Here is a 17,536-nt window from a genome sequence, read left to right as displayed (position 1 = left end):
TTAAAATAACTTGTTTTAATACATCTTACAAAAGACTGCAATTAATCACTTAAAATCCAATAGTCTTTGAATTATAAATAAAACTAATTTACTTAGCATTTTATTTATCTTTGTGCTATGCAATTTTCAGAAATAATCGGTCAAAATAATATTAAGAATCACTTAATACAAAGTGCTCAATCAGGTCGAATCCCTCATGCTCAACTATTTGTGGGTCCTGAAGGTTCGGGAACTTTGCCTATGGCAATCGCATATGCACAATACCTATTGTGTAAAAACATAGGGAATGAGAATACAGGAGGAAACGAATCTTGCAATCTAAAATTTTCAAATCTCTCTCACCCAGACTTACATTTCGTTTATCCGGTTGCAACTACAGATCAAGTAAAGAAACACGCAACGAGTGATCTATTTGCTGATCAATGGAAAGCTTTTTTAAAGAAGAATCCCTATTCCAACTTGTTCGATTGGTATAATGCGATAGAGATTCAAAACAAACAAGGGCAAATCGGTGTAGACGAAGCTTCCGAAGTAATCAAAAAGTTGGCCCTAAAGTCTTATGAAGGAGGATACAAAATCATGATTATATGGATGGCTGATAAAATGAACACAGAGGCATCTAATAAATTATTAAAACTATTAGAAGAACCACCTGCTAAAACGCTATTTTTATTGATTACTGAGAATGAAAAGAGCATTTTACAGACTATTTTATCTCGCTGCCAAATATTGAGATTTAACCCTTTAAATGACAAGGAAATAGAGAATGCATTAGTAGTTAAATACAATTGCCCAACAAACCAAGCTGCGATAATAGCTAAACAAGCTCAGGGGAACCTTAATAAAGCATTTCACTTGTTTGAGAATATAGATGTTGCACTTCCATTTGAAAAATGGTTTGTACAATGGGTAAGAGCAGCCTTTAGAGCAAAGGGAAATGCTGGAGTTATTCAAGAATTGATAGAATGGAGTGAGGAGTTAGCTTCATTAGGTCGCGAACAACAAAAGCAATTTATAGAATACTGCATTGAATTATTTAGACAAGCATTATTGTTAAACTATCAAACACCTAACTTAGTTTACTACCAAACGACAGTTGATAAATTTAAGTTAGAGAATTTTGCCCCATTTGTAAATGGAGCAAATATTCAAGATATATTTAATGAGTTATCTGATGCTATTTATCACATTGAACGCAATGGAAATGCGAAAATGATATTTACAGATTTATCAATCAAACTAACGAGATTAATACACAGAAAATAATAAATACTAACCTTCTGCAGCAGAAGGACGAGATCGTTGGTACAACTTCAATTCTTCCCAAGAGTATTTATCTTCTATCTCAGCTTTTATTTCTGAGATAGACTTCCCATGAAATTCTTCAAATAAAGCCTGTAATTCAATTATTCTTTCAGAAGGTAATATATCTTCTATTGATAAGGAATTATCCTCTACAAGCTTACCTAAATGAGAATATATTGTAGTTTTAGTAAGTTTTCTAAGTTCTGCAATCTCATCGATGCGATTACCTTCTTTCCACAGGTCAAGCGTAATCATATAAGTTGGCTTTTTCTTTTCCTTCTTGTCTTTTGCTTTTTTATCTGAACTAAAATCGGCTAAATCATACTCGTCATCAACTGCTAAAGTTGTATTTCTAATGAGTTCAGCAATAGCAACTAAATGGTTGATTTTATATTCACTACTATCTAAAGTACGCAAATTCTCCTTGCATAATTTCTTCCCTTCGTGAAGTACTTCTAACATTTTGTTGGCTTTCTTCATATTTAAAACCACTGTTAATAGCTCATCCTCTAAAACAACAAGCTCTTCGTAAAAAGCTTTCATCTTGCGTTGACGTTTCACTTGAGCTATCGTAAATAGCAGTTCAAAAACAATGTGATCCATCTTTGGAAAGAAATAATCATAAGCCTTAAAAACTCTTTCTTTAGTAAAATCAAATCGAAAAGGTTTTTCTTGAAACAATGCTTTCAACTGCTTCACGAACTTCTCTGAATTAATAAGTATACTATCTAATTCTTTAGTAATCTTCTCAGCCCATTGCTTATAAGAAGACTTCTTACTCCTATCTGTTTCGGCCAAATAACCGTACAAATGAGTATGCCAAGAAGTATTAAGATCAAACCAAGAATATGTTTTTATTAAAAATTTGCCCAAAAATACTTGTGTCTCTTCAGCTAATTGAAATGCTAACTCGTTCAAAGAAGATTTATTCTGAGAATATGACATCACATCTGTATCATTTTCTAATCCATTCATACGCAACGGACTGGATAAGACAAGCCCCTCTAACGATCGCAGACGAGATAATGCAACATAAGCTTGTCCTGGCAAGAAAACACGAGATACATCTAACACGGCTTTATCAAAAGTTAAACCTTGGCTTTTGTGTACTGTTATTGCCCATGCAAGTTTTAAAGGATAATGAGTAAATGTACCTAATACATCCTCTTTAATCTCCTTAGTATTCTGATCTACTGTATACTTGATATTCTGCCATTCATAGCGTTCTACTTCAATTGTAACATTCTCCTCTGGAAAGCGAACAAACACTTCATTAGAAGATAAGCGTTCAATAACGCCCATTTTCCCATTAAAGAACTTCTTCTCAGGAGAAATATCATTCTTAATGAAGATAACTTGCGCACCTTTCTTTAGCCCGAGATTAAATTCAATCGGAAATATCTTCTCTGGAAAATCACCTACAATTTCAGCTTCATACTTGAACTCCTTATTATCAATTTCTTTCAAAGCTTCAGTGTTAATCTTATCGGCTGTAGCATTGTGAGTGGTCAGCGTGATATAACCAGGATTCTTCATTACATCAAAAGTTGGGTCTAAATAAGCATTGAGTATCTCGACCTGCTCACGCGTAACTCTATTGTTTCTCAAATTATTGAGAATGGTAATAAAACGGTCATCTGACTGCCTGTATATCTTCTCTAATTCGATGTATAAAGGAGGATTGTTTCGGATAACTTCAGCATGAAAAAAGTACACTCCATCATAATAGCGCTTCAAAATATCCCATTCTTCATTCTTGACTACAGGAGGCAATTGTAATAAGTCGCCTATAAATAGTAACTGAACTCCACCAAAAGGCATACTATTCTTACGCACCGACTGTAGAACAAAGTCCATTGCATCCAAAACGTCCGCTCTCAGCATACTAACTTCGTCAATAACAAGCAATTCCATATTCTTAAAAATAGAGCGTCTTGCATTATTCATAAGCATATGCCTTCTTAAAGAAACTCTATTCTCAATCTTAATATGATCTGTAAAAATTGGAGGATTCTTTGTATCTGGTACTAAAGTAGCAAAAGGTAAGTGAAATAAAGAGTGAATAGTCACTCCACCAGCATTCAGAGCAGCTATTCCAGTTGGAGCAACTACAACTGTATTCTTATGCGTTGTAGAGATAATTTCACGTAACAGCGTAGTTTTACCAGTACCAGCCTTTCCTGTTAAAAAAATACTGCGATTAGTTTCGTTTATAAACTGTAAAACGTAGTTAGCTTCTTCAGAAAAAGTATTCATTTTTTTAATTTTGGTTCAATTTACAATAATTAGAAAACATAAATCGATAAACGAACAATAAAAAAAGAGAGACTATGTAAGTCTCTCTTTATACAATATATAGAAAAATGATTCTATTATTTTTTTTCTGGTGTAGCTTCAGTTGGAGCGATGTCTGTTTTAGCAACAGCAGAATCTCCCTTGTACTTCGCATTCAATTCCTTTAAGATAATATCTGTAATATCATTACCGTCTTTACTATAGATAATAGTAGAAGCGTCATCTGTATTAAAAACATACTCAAAATTATTCTTCTTTGCGTACTCAGCAATATACTCCTTAACTTTCTTAACAACAAGATCCATTTGTTCTCCTTGTTCTTTTTGAAGCTCTTGAATCAAAGTATTTTGCTTAAACTGTAACTCTTGTTCTCTTCTTTGAAGTTCTTTAGCTTTTTGCTCTGCCCAAGCTTGCCCTTTTTGAGCAGCTGTTCTCTGGAAACCTTCAGCCTCCTTTTGGAAACTTGCTACCTCTCCATCAAAAGCTTTACCTTTTTCGTCAGCTTTAATTTTCAATTTAGACTCTACATCTTTAACCTCTTCATATTCTTTAAACAATTTAGCTGAATCTACATATCCAGTTTTAAATTCATTTGAAGTAGAATTATTACAAGAAAACAACATTGTTGCTAAGCCTAAGACTAATAAACTTTTTTTCATTTCTTATTTTTTTAAACTGATGTAAATGTAACAAAAGTTTTTGCTATATAATAAAAAAAATAAATATAGATAATACTTATAGCTATCTTATAAATCATAAATACTATCTATAAAAACAAGCTTTAATAAAGCTGTTTTAAGACATTATTACAAATAAACCATACATTTATATACATAACTGTAATTAATCGCTTTAAAAAGCTTTAAAACAAGAATCACACTCTAAAAATGTTAGAAATCTAATAAAAGATGACAAAATAGCAATGGAGCACACAAAATCAAAAGAACTACTCCTTCAATTTGAATACATAAATAAGAGATGAAAAATTCATTGTTTTTCTGGCTTTAAAATTAGACAGACAACCAATGCGAAAAGCTTTCAACCAATTCAATCTTCCACTCTTATACTTTTCTGATAACAATGAAACATAAAAACTATCGAAGTACATAGGTTTGATAGATTCTAACTGAAAACCATAATTCTCTAAAAGCTTAGTTAATGACTCTTTGGAAAAATGCCATAAATGTCGTGGAACATCATAAGCAGCCCAATACTCTTTATAATATGTAGCATCATAAGATTCATAATTAGGAACAGCAATAACTAAAACGCCTTGTTTATTCAATAAACGAACAAACTCTTGTACCTGGGCATCCAAATCTGGTATATGCTCTAATACATGCCATAGAGTTAATACATCAACACTTCCATTTTCTATAGTATCCAGATCATCACAGATTTCAACTCCTTTACTAACAGCTAAAGTCTTCGCTTTAGAATTAGGTTCAAATCCTAATACATTCCAATCTAACTTTGCTGCACAAGTTAAAAAATCACCAGTACCACATCCTATATCTAAAAGTACCCCCTTCTTATGATGATAAGAATTGATAAGACTAACTTTTTTATTTAAACTATACAGTTTAATTAGATGATATACTTTCTCAAAAAAAGTTTGCTTTCTATCCGTATGAGAAATATAATCATTACTCAAATAATAATCACCAATAACTTCATTAGAAGGAACAGGGGTAGTACGCAAAATATTTAAACGTTCATCCACAATTAAATCAAACTCCTCTCCTGATACAGTAAAATCTTTTACTGATAGAAAAACATTCTTCACTACTATCAACTATTTAAAAGTTATTAAAACAAAGATATAAAACAACTGAAATCTCCTATCCAATTTCTGAAAGAAAAACAGATTTAAATTGAAAAGAAAGTCAATTACAAAGTGAATACACCAGCAGGAAAAAACGTAAAGAAAAAACATGAAGAAAAAACATGAAGAAAAAACATGAAGAAAAAACATGAAGAAAAAACATGAAGAAAAAACATGAAGAAAAAACATGAAGAAAAAACATGAAGAAAAAACATGAAGAAAAAACATGAAGAAAAAACATGAAGAAAAAACATGAAGAAAAAACATGAAGAAAAAACATGAAGAAAAAACATGAAGAAAAAACATGAAGAAAAAACATGAAGAAAAAACATGAAGAAAAAACATGAAGAAAAAACATGAAGAAAAAACATGAAGAAAAAACATGAAGAAAAAACATGAAGAAAAAACATGAAGAAAAAACATGAAGAAAAAACATGAAGAAAAAACATGAAGAAAAAACATGAAGAAAAAACATGAAGAAAAAACATGAAGAAAAAACATGAAGAAAAAACATGAAGAAAAAACATGAAGAAAAAACATGAAGAAAAAACATGAAGAAAAAACATGAAGAAAAAACATGAAGAAAAAACATGAAGAAAAAACATGAAGAAAAAACATGAAGAAAAAACATGAAGAAAAAACATGAAGAAAAAACATGAAGAAAAAACATGAAGAAAAAACATGAAGAAAAAACATGAAGAAAAAACATGAAGAAAAAACATGAAGAAAAAACATGAAGAAAAAACATGAAGTAAATTTCTACTCTAATAATAAAGCCTAACCAATAAACATATTAATAATTTAATAGTAAAAAACATCTCCTACTCTTTTAGAATTATCAATTAAAATAAACACCTAAACCACCTTAAAAATCCATAATGTTTCACGTGGAACAAAAGAAAAAGGATATAAAAAGGGATTGTTCCACGTGAAACAATCCCTTTTTATATTATAGCTATACTTTAACTATCTTCCCATATGTATCAGTAAAATAGAGATATCCGTAGGAGTAACTCCGCTAATACGAGAAGCTTGAGATATCGTGATAGGTCTAATATTCTTTAGCTTCTCACGTGATTCAAATGATAGTGACACTATCTTATCATAATCAAAATTCTCAGGTATACGCACATCCTCCAACCTATTCAACTTATCAGCATTATTCTTTTCTTTCTCAATATACCCAGAGTATTTTACTTGGATCTCGGCCTGCTCAATAATCTCTTGATCTAAATTATGATCTTCTACATAAGCCTTTACTTTCTCAAATTTAAGAATGTCTTCCAGTTCAATTTGTGGACGAGAAAAGACCTTAAACATCTTATCAGGTTGAGTCATTAGAGATGAACCTTTGTCCTCCAAGATAGGGTTAGCTTCCTCTGTTTTTACACTTGTTTCCTTAAAGAATTGAACGAAGTTTTCAGCTTCTGTCTGCTTATGTTCCATTCTTCTCATACGTTCTTCGGTAGCTAAACCTAGTTCAAAAGACTTCGGTGTTAATCTAAAGTCTGCATTATCTTGACGTAATAAGGTACGGTATTCCGCACGAGATGTAAACATTCTATAAGGCTCTTCTGTCCCCTTCGTAATTAGGTCATCTATTAATACTCCTATATATGCTTCATCCCTTCTAAGGATTAACTCTCCTTCTTCTTTCACTTTCAAAGCCGCATTCATACCAGCCATTAATCCTTGTGCAGCTGCTTCTTCGTAACCAGTAGTTCCATTGATCTGTCCAGCAAAATACAATCCATCTACAAGTTTAGTTTCAAGCGAATGCTTTAACTGTGTAGGTGGAAAATAATCATATTCGATAGCATATCCAGGTCTAAATATCTTAGCATTCTCAAACCCAGCTACCGAACGAAGAGCCTTAAACTGAACCTCCTCCGGTAGTGAAGTAGAGAATCCATTTACATAGATTTCACAAGTATTCCACCCCTCAGGTTCTACAAATATTTGATGTCTATCTTTATCAGCAAAACGATTAATCTTATCTTCAATAGAAGGACAATAACGTGGTCCAATACTCTTAATTCGACCAGTAAACATAGGAGAACGATCAAAACCTTCTCTTAATAAATCGTGTACTTCAGGAGAAGTATACGTCATGTAACAGTCTCTTTGTTGAACTAATGGCTGCGTCACATCTAAGTACGAGAACTTAGAAGGGTTAATATCTCCCCCTTGCACTTCCATCTTACTATAATCTAATGATCGACCATCCACTCTTGGAGGTGTACCTGTCTTCATTCTTCCAGAAGTAAAACCAGCTTTCACAAGATCTTCTGTTATACCGTAAGCAGCACCCTCACCGGCTCTACCACCACCGAACTGTTTTTCTCCGATGTGGATAAGCCCATTTAAGAATGTACCATTCGTTAAAATAACTGTCTTAGCTTTTATCTCTAACCCAAGATTAGTTACTACACCTTCGATCTTATGATTCTTAATAATCAAAGATTTCACCATATCTTGATAAAAATCAAGGTTAGGTGTACCCTCTAACATAAGTCTCCAAGTCTCAGAAAAACGCATACGGTCAGACTGAACACGTGGAGACCACATAGCTGGTCCTTTAGACTTATTAAGCATCTTAAACTGGATCGCAGTCTTATCTGATACAATACCGGAATACCCTCCTAAAGCATCAATCTCTCTTACGATTTGCCCTTTTGCGATACCACCCATTGCAGGATTACATGACATCTGAGCGATGTTCTGCAAACTCATTGTAATCAATAAAGTTTTAGAACCCATATTTGCAGCGGCAGCAGCAGCCTCCGAACCAGCGTGCCCTCCACCTACTACTATTACATCATATTTATCTTGAAAAATACTCATTCATTAAATTTTAAAATTATTGTTCCACGTGGAACAAAGTCATCTTTTCATCTTCTTTACGACGCATTAAATCACTTTCTTCTTTAGTCTTATCCTTATATCCACAGTAATGTAATACACCATGAGCCATAACTCTTAGTAGTTCAGTATCAAAATCAACACCAAACTCTAATGCATTCTCTCTAACTCTATCAATGGACAAAAAAATATCACCTGAAATAATACTACCTTCCGTATAGTCAAAACTAATAATATCAGTCAAAGTGTCGTGATCAAGATACTTTACATTAATTTCATGTAAAAAATCATCAGTACAAAAAATATAGCTAATATCACCTAAGTAAAAATCTTCTGACTCTACAATATGTTCAATCCAATTTTCATACTTTTCTTCGTTATCTAACTGAAAATCAGTTTCATAATTAAAAATAACCATACTTATTTTCTATAAAAAATTTGAGTGCCAAAGGTACAATGAAAAATAAAAAACTTAGAAAATAAAAGCATAAATATTTCTTTACAAACAAATTAGCCCAGGATCAAAGAATAAAATAAGTAGATAAGTAAAATTAAGAAAAAATGCAAATGCCGGAACCAGGTAAATACAGGCTATAAAAATAGGAGTAGTAGAAACAAACTTATATCTCAAACTCTCCTTACTAACAATAGTTTACGATAGTATTCTTATACTATGGTACTACCAAACATCAACTTAAGAGATCAATAGAAAATAAAACTTAGAACTATCGATTAATATTGCTCATACCAAAAATCAAATATACAAAATATATACAACCAATACAGAAGAATAGCTACAAGTGTAGAAATAGAAAACACCTAAAACTTTGTGCAGTATTAATCTCATAAAAAACTACTTGCTCTCTACTCCCGAATATCGTAAATATACCACGAAGAAAACCCAAAGAATCAAATCAAAAAAAAATTTATCCAAAATCTAACCCTTCATAAATCTCATAAAAAAAAACTACTTGTCCTCTACTCCAGAATATCACAAATATACCACGAAGAAAACCCACAGAACAAAAACAAAATAAAATTCTATCCAAAATCTAAGGCTTCATAAATCTCATAAAAAAAACTGTTTGTCCTCTACTCCAGAATATCACAAATATACCACGAAGAAAACCCACAGAACAAAAACAAAATAAAATTCTATCCAAAATCTAAGGCTTCATAAATCTCATAAAAAAAACTGTTTGTCCTCTACTCCAGAATATCACAAATATACCACGAAGAAAACCCACAGAACAAAAACAAAATAAAATTCTATCCAAAATCTAAGGCTTCATAAATCTCATAAAAAAAACTGCTTGTCCTCTAATCCAGAATATCTCAAATATACCTTGGAGAAAACCCACAGAACAAAAACAAAATAAAATTCTATCCCAAATCTAAGGCTCTATAAATCTCATAAAAAAAACTGCTTGTCCTCTAATCCAGAATATCTCAAATATACCTTGGAGAAAACCCACAGAACAAAAACAAAATAAAATTCTATCCCAAATCTAAGGCTCTATAAATCTCATAAAAAAAACTGCTTGTCCTCTAATCCAGAATATCTCAAATATAAGCAGAAGAAAACCTACAGAACAAAATCAAAATAAAATTCTATCCCAAATCTAAGGCTCTATAAATCTCATAAAAAAAAATAACTGTCTCTTAGTACAGAATAGCACAATTATACCCTGGAGAAAACCCATAGAACAAAATCAAAATAAGATCATATCAAAAATCTAAGGCTCTATAAATCTCATAAAAAAAAATAACTGTCTCATAGTACAAAATACTACAACTATGGGACGAAAGGAAAAAAGAATGTCACTAAAAGCAACATTAAAATAAATACACTACTACCTTCAAAAAAAATTGAACAAAATAAAATTCTGATACTCCAAAATAAAATTGTCACTGACTATCAAAAAAAGTACATGTGTACAAACTACATAATGGGTGAAAAAAGCACAATTAAATAAAAAGACAATAAGCACTGGCAAAACTCGAGAAAAGAAAATCAATAAAAACAGAAAACAAAAAATATTTAAAAATCTCGAACCGCAAAAGAACAAATAATTTTTCCCATCACTTTACTCAAAATAGAAAAGCACACAAATCGTCGGAAAAATGTTCCACGTGAAAAAAACAATTTCAACCTTTATTAACAACATAAATTATTAATAAAAGAAAAAAGAAAATTTATAAAAAAAGATATGTATGTATATAGCTTGTTAATATGTAGCATAACTTTTTTCTATAGATTTCGTATTATCAATTATTAATACTTATCAACATATTATTAATTTTTAAATTGCTTAAAATTAAAGGATTATTTTGTTTATCAACATAGCTTATTATCGTTATCAACAACCTTTTTAGGATAAGTTTAGGTGTTAATTTCTGTTGATAAGTGCTTAGTTCATTATTGATATCTACCTAATAGTTTTTATAAAGTTAATTTGGAATTGACCTTCGATGTAGTGTATTGTAAAATTTTATTAAAATCCAAAAAATAGTTATTTCAAACTTTCCATATTTATCAACATTTTTTGTTGATTTATATATCATTGATTATCTGCTTTTTAAGCGATTTAATTATTTCTTATGTTGATAACACATAAGTAGCTAATTATTAATAGATTATAGTATTTAGTAAGATGTTGTCTTTTACCTGTTTTAGTTCTCTTATGTGCTAAATAGAGTTTAAATATTTCTGTAGTAAAGCAGATTTTACGCTTAATATAGACATGTTTTAATCCAGAAAATATTGTTTTAGAGAAGTAAAACTCCTTCTATTTTAAGTTGATATTTTCTCGAAAAGCAAGTTGTAAATCTTTTTGAAAGACATATTATTTCTTTTTACGTTATTATAAAAATGTCCGATTAATACTATTTTATATACACTTTAAATGCCATCTTCATCGTGTCATTTTATTTCTATTTTATGTATAAGTACATACTAAATTGTAGTTGTATGTCTATGTATTTACCCTTAAGGTTATTTCTTTTTTCTATGTGACGTATATCTTTCAAATGATTACTTTTTGAGTAGTTATATACTTATTAATTGACAGTTATGTTATCTTTGTAAAAAATTTTAAACAAAATGGCTAAGCAAGTTCGCGTGCGTTTTGCACCAAGTCCAACAGGGCCTTTACACATTGGTGGTGTAAGAACCGCGTTATTCAATTATTTATTCGCTAAGAAGCACAACGGAGTATTCTATATTAGAATAGAAGATACTGACCAAAATCGTTTTGTACCAGGAGCTGAGGCTTATATATTAGAAGCTTTAGAATGGTTGGGGATTTCACCAGATGAGACTATCGGTAAGAATGAAAAGTTCGGACCATATAGACAGAGTGAACGCAAGGAATTGTACAAACAATATGCTGATCAACTGATCGAAAGTGGATGGGCATACTACGCTTTTGATACTGCTGAAGAATTAGATCAATTGAGAAAAGACGCTGAAGCTGAAGGAAAGACATTTATATATAATCATACGAATAGAGAGCAGCTGAGTACTTCTCTTAAATTAAGTAAAGAGGAAGTAGATGCTAAGATAGCTAATGGTGAGGCTTATGTTATCCGCTTTAAGACTCCTGTAGGAGAGACTTTACATCTAAAAGATATTATCAGAGGTGATATCAAGTTCGAAACGAGCTTATTAGATGATAAAGTGTTGTATAAAAGTGACGGAATGCCGACATATCACTTAGCTAATATCGTGGATGATCATCTTATGGAGACATCACACGTGATTAGAGGTGAAGAGTGGTTACCTTCTCTTCCACTACACGAGTTGTTATACAAAGCATTCGGATGGGAAGCTCCTGAGTTCGCTCACCTTCCTCTAATCCTTAAGCCAGTAGGTAACGGTAAGTTATCTAAGCGCGATGGAGATAAATTAGGATTCCCTGTGTTCCCATTAGATTGGCAAGATCCTACATCTGGAGAGAAATCTTCTGGATATAGAGAGAGAGGATTCTACCCTGAGACTGTGGTGAACTTCCTTGCTTTACTTGGATGGAATGACGGTACAGATCAAGAGATTTTCTCATTAGAAGAGCTAGTAGAGAAGTTCGATTTAACACGTGTGCACAAGGCAGGTGCTAAGTTTGACCCAGAGAAGAATAAATGGTTTAACCAGCACTATCTGAAACTACAAAGCGATGCTGACTTAGCTAAGGCATACCAAGTAATCTTAAAAGAGAATGGTATCGAGGCGACAGATGCTTATGTAGAGAAAGTAGTGGGATTAATCAAAGAGAGAGCAACATTCGTAGCTGATTTCTATGAGTTGAGTGATTTCTTCTTTGTAAAGCCAACAGAATATGATGCTAAGGCATTAAAGAATTGGAAAGAAGATACCTCTGGTATTATGACACAAGTGTCTGATGTAATAAAAGGTATTGAGACATTCGAAGCGAAGAATATAGAGTCTATCGTGAAGGATTGGATCAATGAGCAAGGTATCGGAATGGGCAAAGTGATGCAACCACTTCGCCTTAGTTTAGTAGGTGCTGTAAAGGGACCAGACTTATTTGACATCATCGAGATGATAGGAAAAGACGAAACTGTCGATAGAATAAAGTTAGCTATTCAAAGAAATAACTAACTTACTAATAAAGTTTAGCAAAGGGGCTCATGTTTCATGAGCCCCTTTTTTTGTATAGTTAACCTATAGAATAGTTTTTTTGTTAAAAAAAATGTAATTTTATAGCATACTAATGCATTCAAAAATGAAAAAGTTACTGTTTTTATTTTCTTTAATGCTTTGTAGTTTATGTTTTTCATGTAGCAATGATGACAATAAATTAGGAGACAAAGCTGAAGAAGCGTGGAACCATTTTGTACAAAAACACCTTGTTGGTGAATGGGTGCCTAATAAAATTGAAATTAAACCAATAATAGGTGAGGTTTTATTATCTACCCCTTATCCTCACAAGGATGGATGTGATCGCGATATCCTGTCTATGTCTGAAAATTTTGAAGGAGCATTTAGCGTATACAGTGAATCCTGTAGTATTGTGAACTACCCATTTAAGTGGAAACACCAAATAGGCACATTGAGTTTTGAGTTTGATAACCGCATCTTAACCGCTTTTTTATTAAAAAAATCCAATGAGTATTTAGTATTAGATTTTAAAGCTATAGATGCGTTACCTATCTTGACTAAATATTATCCAGATATTGCTACTTTACCAGCTGAAGAACTTGCATTGCTTGTGGTAAAGGTCACTTTTTTGAAAAAAGCGAATTAGGTTAATTCTTTTGAGTTACTTTGTAAATAATTAAATATAAATAAATTGTTATGAATCCAACTATTATTGTAGGGGTAATTATAGTAGTAATTATCTTTTTGGGAATTTTTACTGTTAAGCAGCAAAGTGCTGTTGTTGTACAACGTTTTGGTAAGTTTAATAGTATTCGTCAATCTGGTTTGAATTTTAAAATTCCGGTTGTGGATAAAATTGCAGGAGTGGTTAACCTTCGTATTCAGCAATTAGACGTATTGATTGAAACAAAAACAAAGGACAATGTATTTGTTAAGTTGAAAGTTTCAGTACAGTTTAAAGTGATCCAAGATCGCGTATATGACGCATTTTATAAATTAGAGTATCCTCATGATCAGATTACATCCTATGTTTTTGACGTAGTACGTGCTGAAGTACCGAAACTTATCTTAGATGACGTATTCGAGCGCAAGGATAATATCGCTGTAGCTGTTAAAGCAGAATTGAATGAAGCTATGACCACTTATGGTTATGATATCATTAATACTCTAATCACAGATATTGATCCGGATATCCAAGTTAAAAATGCGATGAACCGTATTAACGCTGCTGATAGAGAAAAAGTAGCTGCGGAGTATGAAGCAGAAGCAAGTAGAATACGCATTGTAGCGAAAGCTAAAGCAGAAGCAGAATCTAAGCGTTTACAAGGACAAGGTATTGCAGATCAGCGTAGAGAAATTGCTCAAGGATTAGTAGAGAGTGTTGACGTATTGAATAAAGTGGGTATTAATTCACAAGAAGCATCAGCTTTAATTGTTGTAACTCAGCATTATGATACACTGCAATCAGTGGGTGGTGAAACAAACTCTAACTTAATCTTATTGCCAAATTCACCTTCTGTTGCAACAGATATGTTAACGAATATGGTTGCTTCATTTGCAGCGAGTAGTAAAGTTAAAGATATGATGGAAACTCCCAATATTGCATTAGCTAAAAAAGGAGGTTATAAGCAACAAAATAACGATAATGAAGATGACCTTAACTAGGTTAGAGAACGTTCTTTAAAACGTATAATAGAATCAAAAAAGGCTAATTACATTGTAATTAGCCTTTTTTGATTATTGTCTTCTCTTTTTAAAGAGATATTTTAAAACAGTTGTAATTACAAAAGCTTGTAAACTCCCAGAAGATTTTACAAAGTTTGCAATAGAACCGACTGTATTTTTTACTAATCTATCAGGTGATAATTCTTCTTTAATATCGTCTACAGATTGAAAAATCTTTTGGTAGTGTATTTCGCGTTTGACTTCCAAAATCTTTAAATCCGAATTAATTTCCTCTAAGGATGTATATTGCTTTCTCATGAGTTCGATTCGAATTTAATCATTAAATAATATTTCTGATAGTTTTTTTATCAAAGGTCTCTCTACTAAAGATTTTCTAAATGAATAAGCAATAATAGAAACTAAGATATAGAAACTACCAACAATTAAAAACCCTGTTGAAGTACTATTAAAAGCTTCACCGATAGCATAGGCTGCGAACAAGGATATAAACAATAAGGCCAATGTTGAAAATAAGCTTACTAATATCAATGTCATAAAGATACTACCAGCTTTGACACTTACTTTAAAGCCCCATAAGCGATAATAGTCTAATGTTGACTTGATAAATTCTTCCGAATTTTCTTTAATATTAGTCATTTCTGATTTAACCTCGTCGAAAGCCATATTACAAAATCTAATTATTTTTTAACGTTATCAGCAGCATCATTTGCTTGTTTCTTCAATGCAGCTAATTTATCTTCTAAAGTTGCAATTACTTCATCTCTTTTCTTTCCTGAAGTATTTACAAAGTGCTCAAAACCCTCTTCAAAATCGTGTTTTTTCTTTTCAACAGCACTGCGAACTTGTTTTTTAAGTTCGTCAATTTTGTCTTCAAGATCTTCCTTAGATTCATCAAAAGTTTTCTTGATTTTCTTTCTTGTTTTTTTTCCTTCATCAGGAGCAAAAAGTATTCCTAAGCCTGCTCCTACTGCTACTCCAGCTAATACTGCAAGTACTGTACCTCCTAAACGATTTGACATAACATTGATTTTTTGATTATTATCTAATAAAGTTAGAAAAAAATCACCTCTTTAACTGTTAAAAACAAGTTAAAGAGGTGATTAAATTATATTTTACACAAAAGATTAGGAGTTTATTTTTGCTCTACTTTAGCCCAAGTATCTCTTAATCCAACTGTTTTATTAAATACTAATTGATTCGGTTTACTGTCTTTATCCACACAGAAATACCCCATTCTTTGGAATTGGAATTTATCACCTTCTTTAGCTGTACTTAAACTTGGCTCTAAATAGCCTTTTACAATCTCTAAAGAGTTAGGGTTTACAAATTCTAAGAAGTCTACTTCTTTATTACCATCGGGATTTTCATCTACGAATAAACGATCGTAAATACGAACTTCTGCTTCTACTGCATGAGCTGCAGAAACCCAGTGAATCGTCCCTTTTACTTTGCGTTTACTTGCTTCTGATCCACTACCACTTCTACTATCTGCATCATAAGTTGCATGTATTTCAGTGATATTTCCGTGCTCATCTTTAACGACACTTTCACCTTTGATAATATAAGCATTCTTAAGGCGAACTTCTTTTCCAAGCGTTAATCTAAAGAATTTGCTATTAGCTTCTTCTTTGAAATCTTCTCTTTCAATATAAAGCTCTTTAGAGAACGGAACTTTGCGATAAGTCATTACCTCTTCTTCTGGGTTGTTCTCTGCGTCTAACCATTCTTCTTGTCCTTCAGGGTAATTTGTAATCACCAATTTTACAGGATCCAAAACAGCCATGACACGTGGAGCAATTTTATTTAAGTCTTCGCGAATACAAAATTCTAAAAGTGATACATCTATTAAATTATCGCGCTTAGCAATACCAATAGTATCAGCATAGTTTCTTATAGAAGCTGCTGTATATCCTCTTCTTCTCAATCCTGAAATAGTAGACATACGCGGATCATCCCATGCTGTTACATGTCCTTCACTTACCAAGCGAGCAAGTTTTCGTTTACTTACTACCGTATGCGATAAGTTTCGTCTTGCAAACTCGCGTTGTTTTGGTCTAATATTGTCTTCAGTAACCACTTGATCTAAGAACCAATCATATAGTTCTCTATGAGGTAAAAATTCTAAAGTACAGAAAGAATGAGAAATACTTTCAATATAATCACTTTCACCGTGTGCCCAGTCGTACATTGGATAAATGCACCAAGCATCTTTAGTTCTGTGGTGTGCTTTTTTTATAATTCTGTACATGATCGGATCACGCATCAACATATTCTTGTGAGACATGTCTATTTTTGCTCTTAGAATATGTGCTCCTTCTTCAAATTCTCCATTTTTCATTCTCTCGAATAAATCAAGGTTTTCTTCTATAGAACGATTTCTATATGGACTATCTACACCAACTGTAGATGGAGTACCTTTCTGTTGAGCCATAACTTCTGAAGTTTGGCTATCTACGTATGCTTTGCCATCTTTAATCATTTGGATAGCCCAGTCGTATAGCTGTTGGAAATAGTCAGATGCATAAACTTCATTTGCCCATTTATACCCAAGCCATTCTACGTCCTGTTTGATTGCGTCAACAAACTCCTGTTCTTCTTTAGACGGGTTAGTATCGTCAAAACGCAAGTTAACTGGCGCATTGTACTTTAACCCTAATCCAAAATTTAAACAAATAGAACTCGCGTGACCAATGTGTAGGTACCCATTTGGTTCAGGCGGAAAACGGAAATGAAGTTTTTCTGTTGGCAAACCATTTTTTAAATCCTCTTCAATGATTTGCTCAATAAAGTTTAATGATTTCTCTTTTGTTGACATGGATTTTATTTATATAATACTCACAAAGGTATCAAAAAACAAATCAACTTCGATGGATTTATTATCTTTCCTTGCTATAGACCGTAAAAAAATGTCGTAATTTTAGCCTTTATTTATTTTAATTATTGAC

Annotated in this window: 13 protein-coding genes; 4 read left to right on the top strand and 9 right to left on the bottom strand. The window is 32.2% G+C overall.

Annotated elements, in window-relative coordinates:
* The first annotated feature begins 117 nt into the window (after window positions 1-117).
* Entirely contained in the window at window positions 118-1,266 is a 1,149-nt protein-coding gene (locus tag NWE55_RS07345) for a DNA polymerase III subunit (RefSeq protein ID WP_155091908.1), read from the top strand.
* Between the two features lie 6 nt (window positions 1,267-1,272).
* Here the strand turns inward: NWE55_RS07345 and NWE55_RS07340 are convergent, their stop codons facing one another.
* The 5 genes from NWE55_RS07340 to ybeY all read right to left on the bottom strand — a co-directional run bounded on the left by NWE55_RS07340 (window position 1,273) and on the right by ybeY (window position 8,705).
* Window positions 1,273-3,561 (bottom strand): helix-turn-helix domain-containing protein, encoded by a 2,289-nt coding sequence (locus NWE55_RS07340; protein ID WP_155091907.1) that lies wholly within the window; start codon window positions 3,559-3,561, stop codon window positions 1,273-1,275.
* A 116-nt stretch (window positions 3,562-3,677) separates the two neighbouring features.
* Complete coding sequence (locus tag NWE55_RS07335; protein WP_155091906.1) at window positions 3,678-4,259, bottom strand: OmpH/Skp family outer membrane protein; 582 nt, start codon at window positions 4,257-4,259, stop codon at window positions 3,678-3,680.
* 287 nt (window positions 4,260-4,546) lie between these two features.
* On the bottom strand, window positions 4,547-5,386 hold the full coding sequence (locus NWE55_RS07330) for a class I SAM-dependent methyltransferase (protein WP_258204681.1): 840 nt from the start codon (window positions 5,384-5,386) through the stop codon (window positions 4,547-4,549).
* Between the two features lie 1,005 nt (window positions 5,387-6,391).
* Complete coding sequence (gene mnmG, locus NWE55_RS07325; protein WP_155090594.1) at window positions 6,392-8,269, bottom strand: tRNA uridine-5-carboxymethylaminomethyl(34) synthesis enzyme MnmG; 1,878 nt, start codon at window positions 8,267-8,269, stop codon at window positions 6,392-6,394.
* A 16-nt stretch (window positions 8,270-8,285) separates the two neighbouring features.
* Window positions 8,286-8,705, bottom strand: coding sequence for an rRNA maturation RNase YbeY (gene ybeY, locus NWE55_RS07320; protein WP_155090595.1), 420 nt, complete (start codon window positions 8,703-8,705; stop codon window positions 8,286-8,288).
* A 2,685-nt stretch (window positions 8,706-11,390) separates the two neighbouring features.
* Here ybeY and gltX point away from each other — a divergent pair.
* From gltX to NWE55_RS07305, 3 genes are all read left to right on the top strand, one after another.
* The gene (gltX, locus tag NWE55_RS07315) at window positions 11,391-12,905 is read left to right on the top strand and encodes a glutamate--tRNA ligase (protein WP_155090596.1); all 1,515 of its coding nucleotides are present in this window, start codon (window positions 11,391-11,393) and stop codon (window positions 12,903-12,905) included.
* A gap of 124 nt (window positions 12,906-13,029) precedes the next feature.
* Window positions 13,030-13,551 (top strand): hypothetical protein, encoded by a 522-nt coding sequence (locus NWE55_RS07310; protein ID WP_155090597.1) that lies wholly within the window; start codon window positions 13,030-13,032, stop codon window positions 13,549-13,551.
* Between the two features lie 50 nt (window positions 13,552-13,601).
* A complete protein-coding gene (locus tag NWE55_RS07305) occupies window positions 13,602-14,570 on the top strand; it encodes an SPFH domain-containing protein (RefSeq protein ID WP_155090598.1) in 969 nt (322 codons plus the stop codon).
* Window positions 14,571-14,642: 72 nt separating this feature from the next.
* Here NWE55_RS07305 and NWE55_RS07300 read toward each other — a convergent pair whose 3' ends face one another.
* The 4 genes from NWE55_RS07300 to NWE55_RS07285 form a co-directional block, all read right to left on the bottom strand.
* Entirely contained in the window at window positions 14,643-14,888 is a 246-nt protein-coding gene (locus NWE55_RS07300) for a DUF6327 family protein (RefSeq protein ID WP_155090599.1), read from the bottom strand.
* A gap of 15 nt (window positions 14,889-14,903) precedes the next feature.
* Window positions 14,904-15,254: a hypothetical protein gene (locus NWE55_RS07295; protein ID WP_155090600.1), complete on the bottom strand. Its 351-nt coding sequence runs from the start codon at window positions 15,252-15,254 to the stop codon at window positions 14,904-14,906.
* Window positions 15,255-15,268: 14 nt separating this feature from the next.
* Window positions 15,269-15,610: a YtxH domain-containing protein gene (locus NWE55_RS07290; protein ID WP_155090601.1), complete on the bottom strand. Its 342-nt coding sequence runs from the start codon at window positions 15,608-15,610 to the stop codon at window positions 15,269-15,271.
* Window positions 15,611-15,723: 113 nt separating this feature from the next.
* Entirely contained in the window at window positions 15,724-17,406 is a 1,683-nt protein-coding gene (locus tag NWE55_RS07285) for a glutamine--tRNA ligase/YqeY domain fusion protein (RefSeq protein ID WP_155090602.1), read from the bottom strand.
* Window positions 17,407-17,536: the final 130 nt, after the last annotated feature.

The organism is Myroides albus (assembly GCF_024722315.1).
Classification (GTDB): Bacteria; Bacteroidota; Bacteroidia; order Flavobacteriales; family Flavobacteriaceae; genus Flavobacterium; species Flavobacterium album_A.
Note: the sequence above shows the minus strand (reverse complement) of the source record. Positions and strands in the feature narration are given on the sequence as shown.

Excerpts from the sequence above, each read along its gene's own strand:
- NWE55_RS07345 (WP_155091908.1), top strand. The coding sequence starts at position 118 with ATGCAATTTTCAGAAATAATCGGTCAAAATAATATTAAGAATCACTTA.
- NWE55_RS07285 (WP_155090602.1), bottom strand. The coding sequence starts at position 17,406 with ATGTCAACAAAAGAGAAATCATTAAACTTTATTGAGCAAATCATTGAA.
- NWE55_RS07310 (WP_155090597.1), top strand. The coding sequence starts at position 13,030 with ATGAAAAAGTTACTGTTTTTATTTTCTTTAATGCTTTGTAGTTTATGT.
- NWE55_RS07335 (WP_155091906.1), bottom strand. The coding sequence starts at position 4,259 with ATGAAAAAAAGTTTATTAGTCTTAGGCTTAGCAACAATGTTGTTTTCT.
- ybeY (WP_155090595.1), bottom strand. The coding sequence starts at position 8,705 with ATGGTTATTTTTAATTATGAAACTGATTTTCAGTTAGATAACGAAGAA.
- NWE55_RS07305 (WP_155090598.1), top strand. The coding sequence starts at position 13,602 with ATGAATCCAACTATTATTGTAGGGGTAATTATAGTAGTAATTATCTTT.
- mnmG (WP_155090594.1), bottom strand. The coding sequence starts at position 8,269 with ATGAGTATTTTTCAAGATAAATATGATGTAATAGTAGTAGGTGGAGGG.
- NWE55_RS07340 (WP_155091907.1), bottom strand. The coding sequence starts at position 3,561 with ATGAATACTTTTTCTGAAGAAGCTAACTACGTTTTACAGTTTATAAAC.
- gltX (WP_155090596.1), top strand. The coding sequence starts at position 11,391 with ATGGCTAAGCAAGTTCGCGTGCGTTTTGCACCAAGTCCAACAGGGCCT.
- NWE55_RS07300 (WP_155090599.1), bottom strand. The coding sequence starts at position 14,888 with ATGAGAAAGCAATATACATCCTTAGAGGAAATTAATTCGGATTTAAAG.
- NWE55_RS07290 (WP_155090601.1), bottom strand. The coding sequence starts at position 15,610 with ATGTCAAATCGTTTAGGAGGTACAGTACTTGCAGTATTAGCTGGAGTA.
- NWE55_RS07295 (WP_155090600.1), bottom strand. The coding sequence starts at position 15,254 with ATGGCTTTCGACGAGGTTAAATCAGAAATGACTAATATTAAAGAAAAT.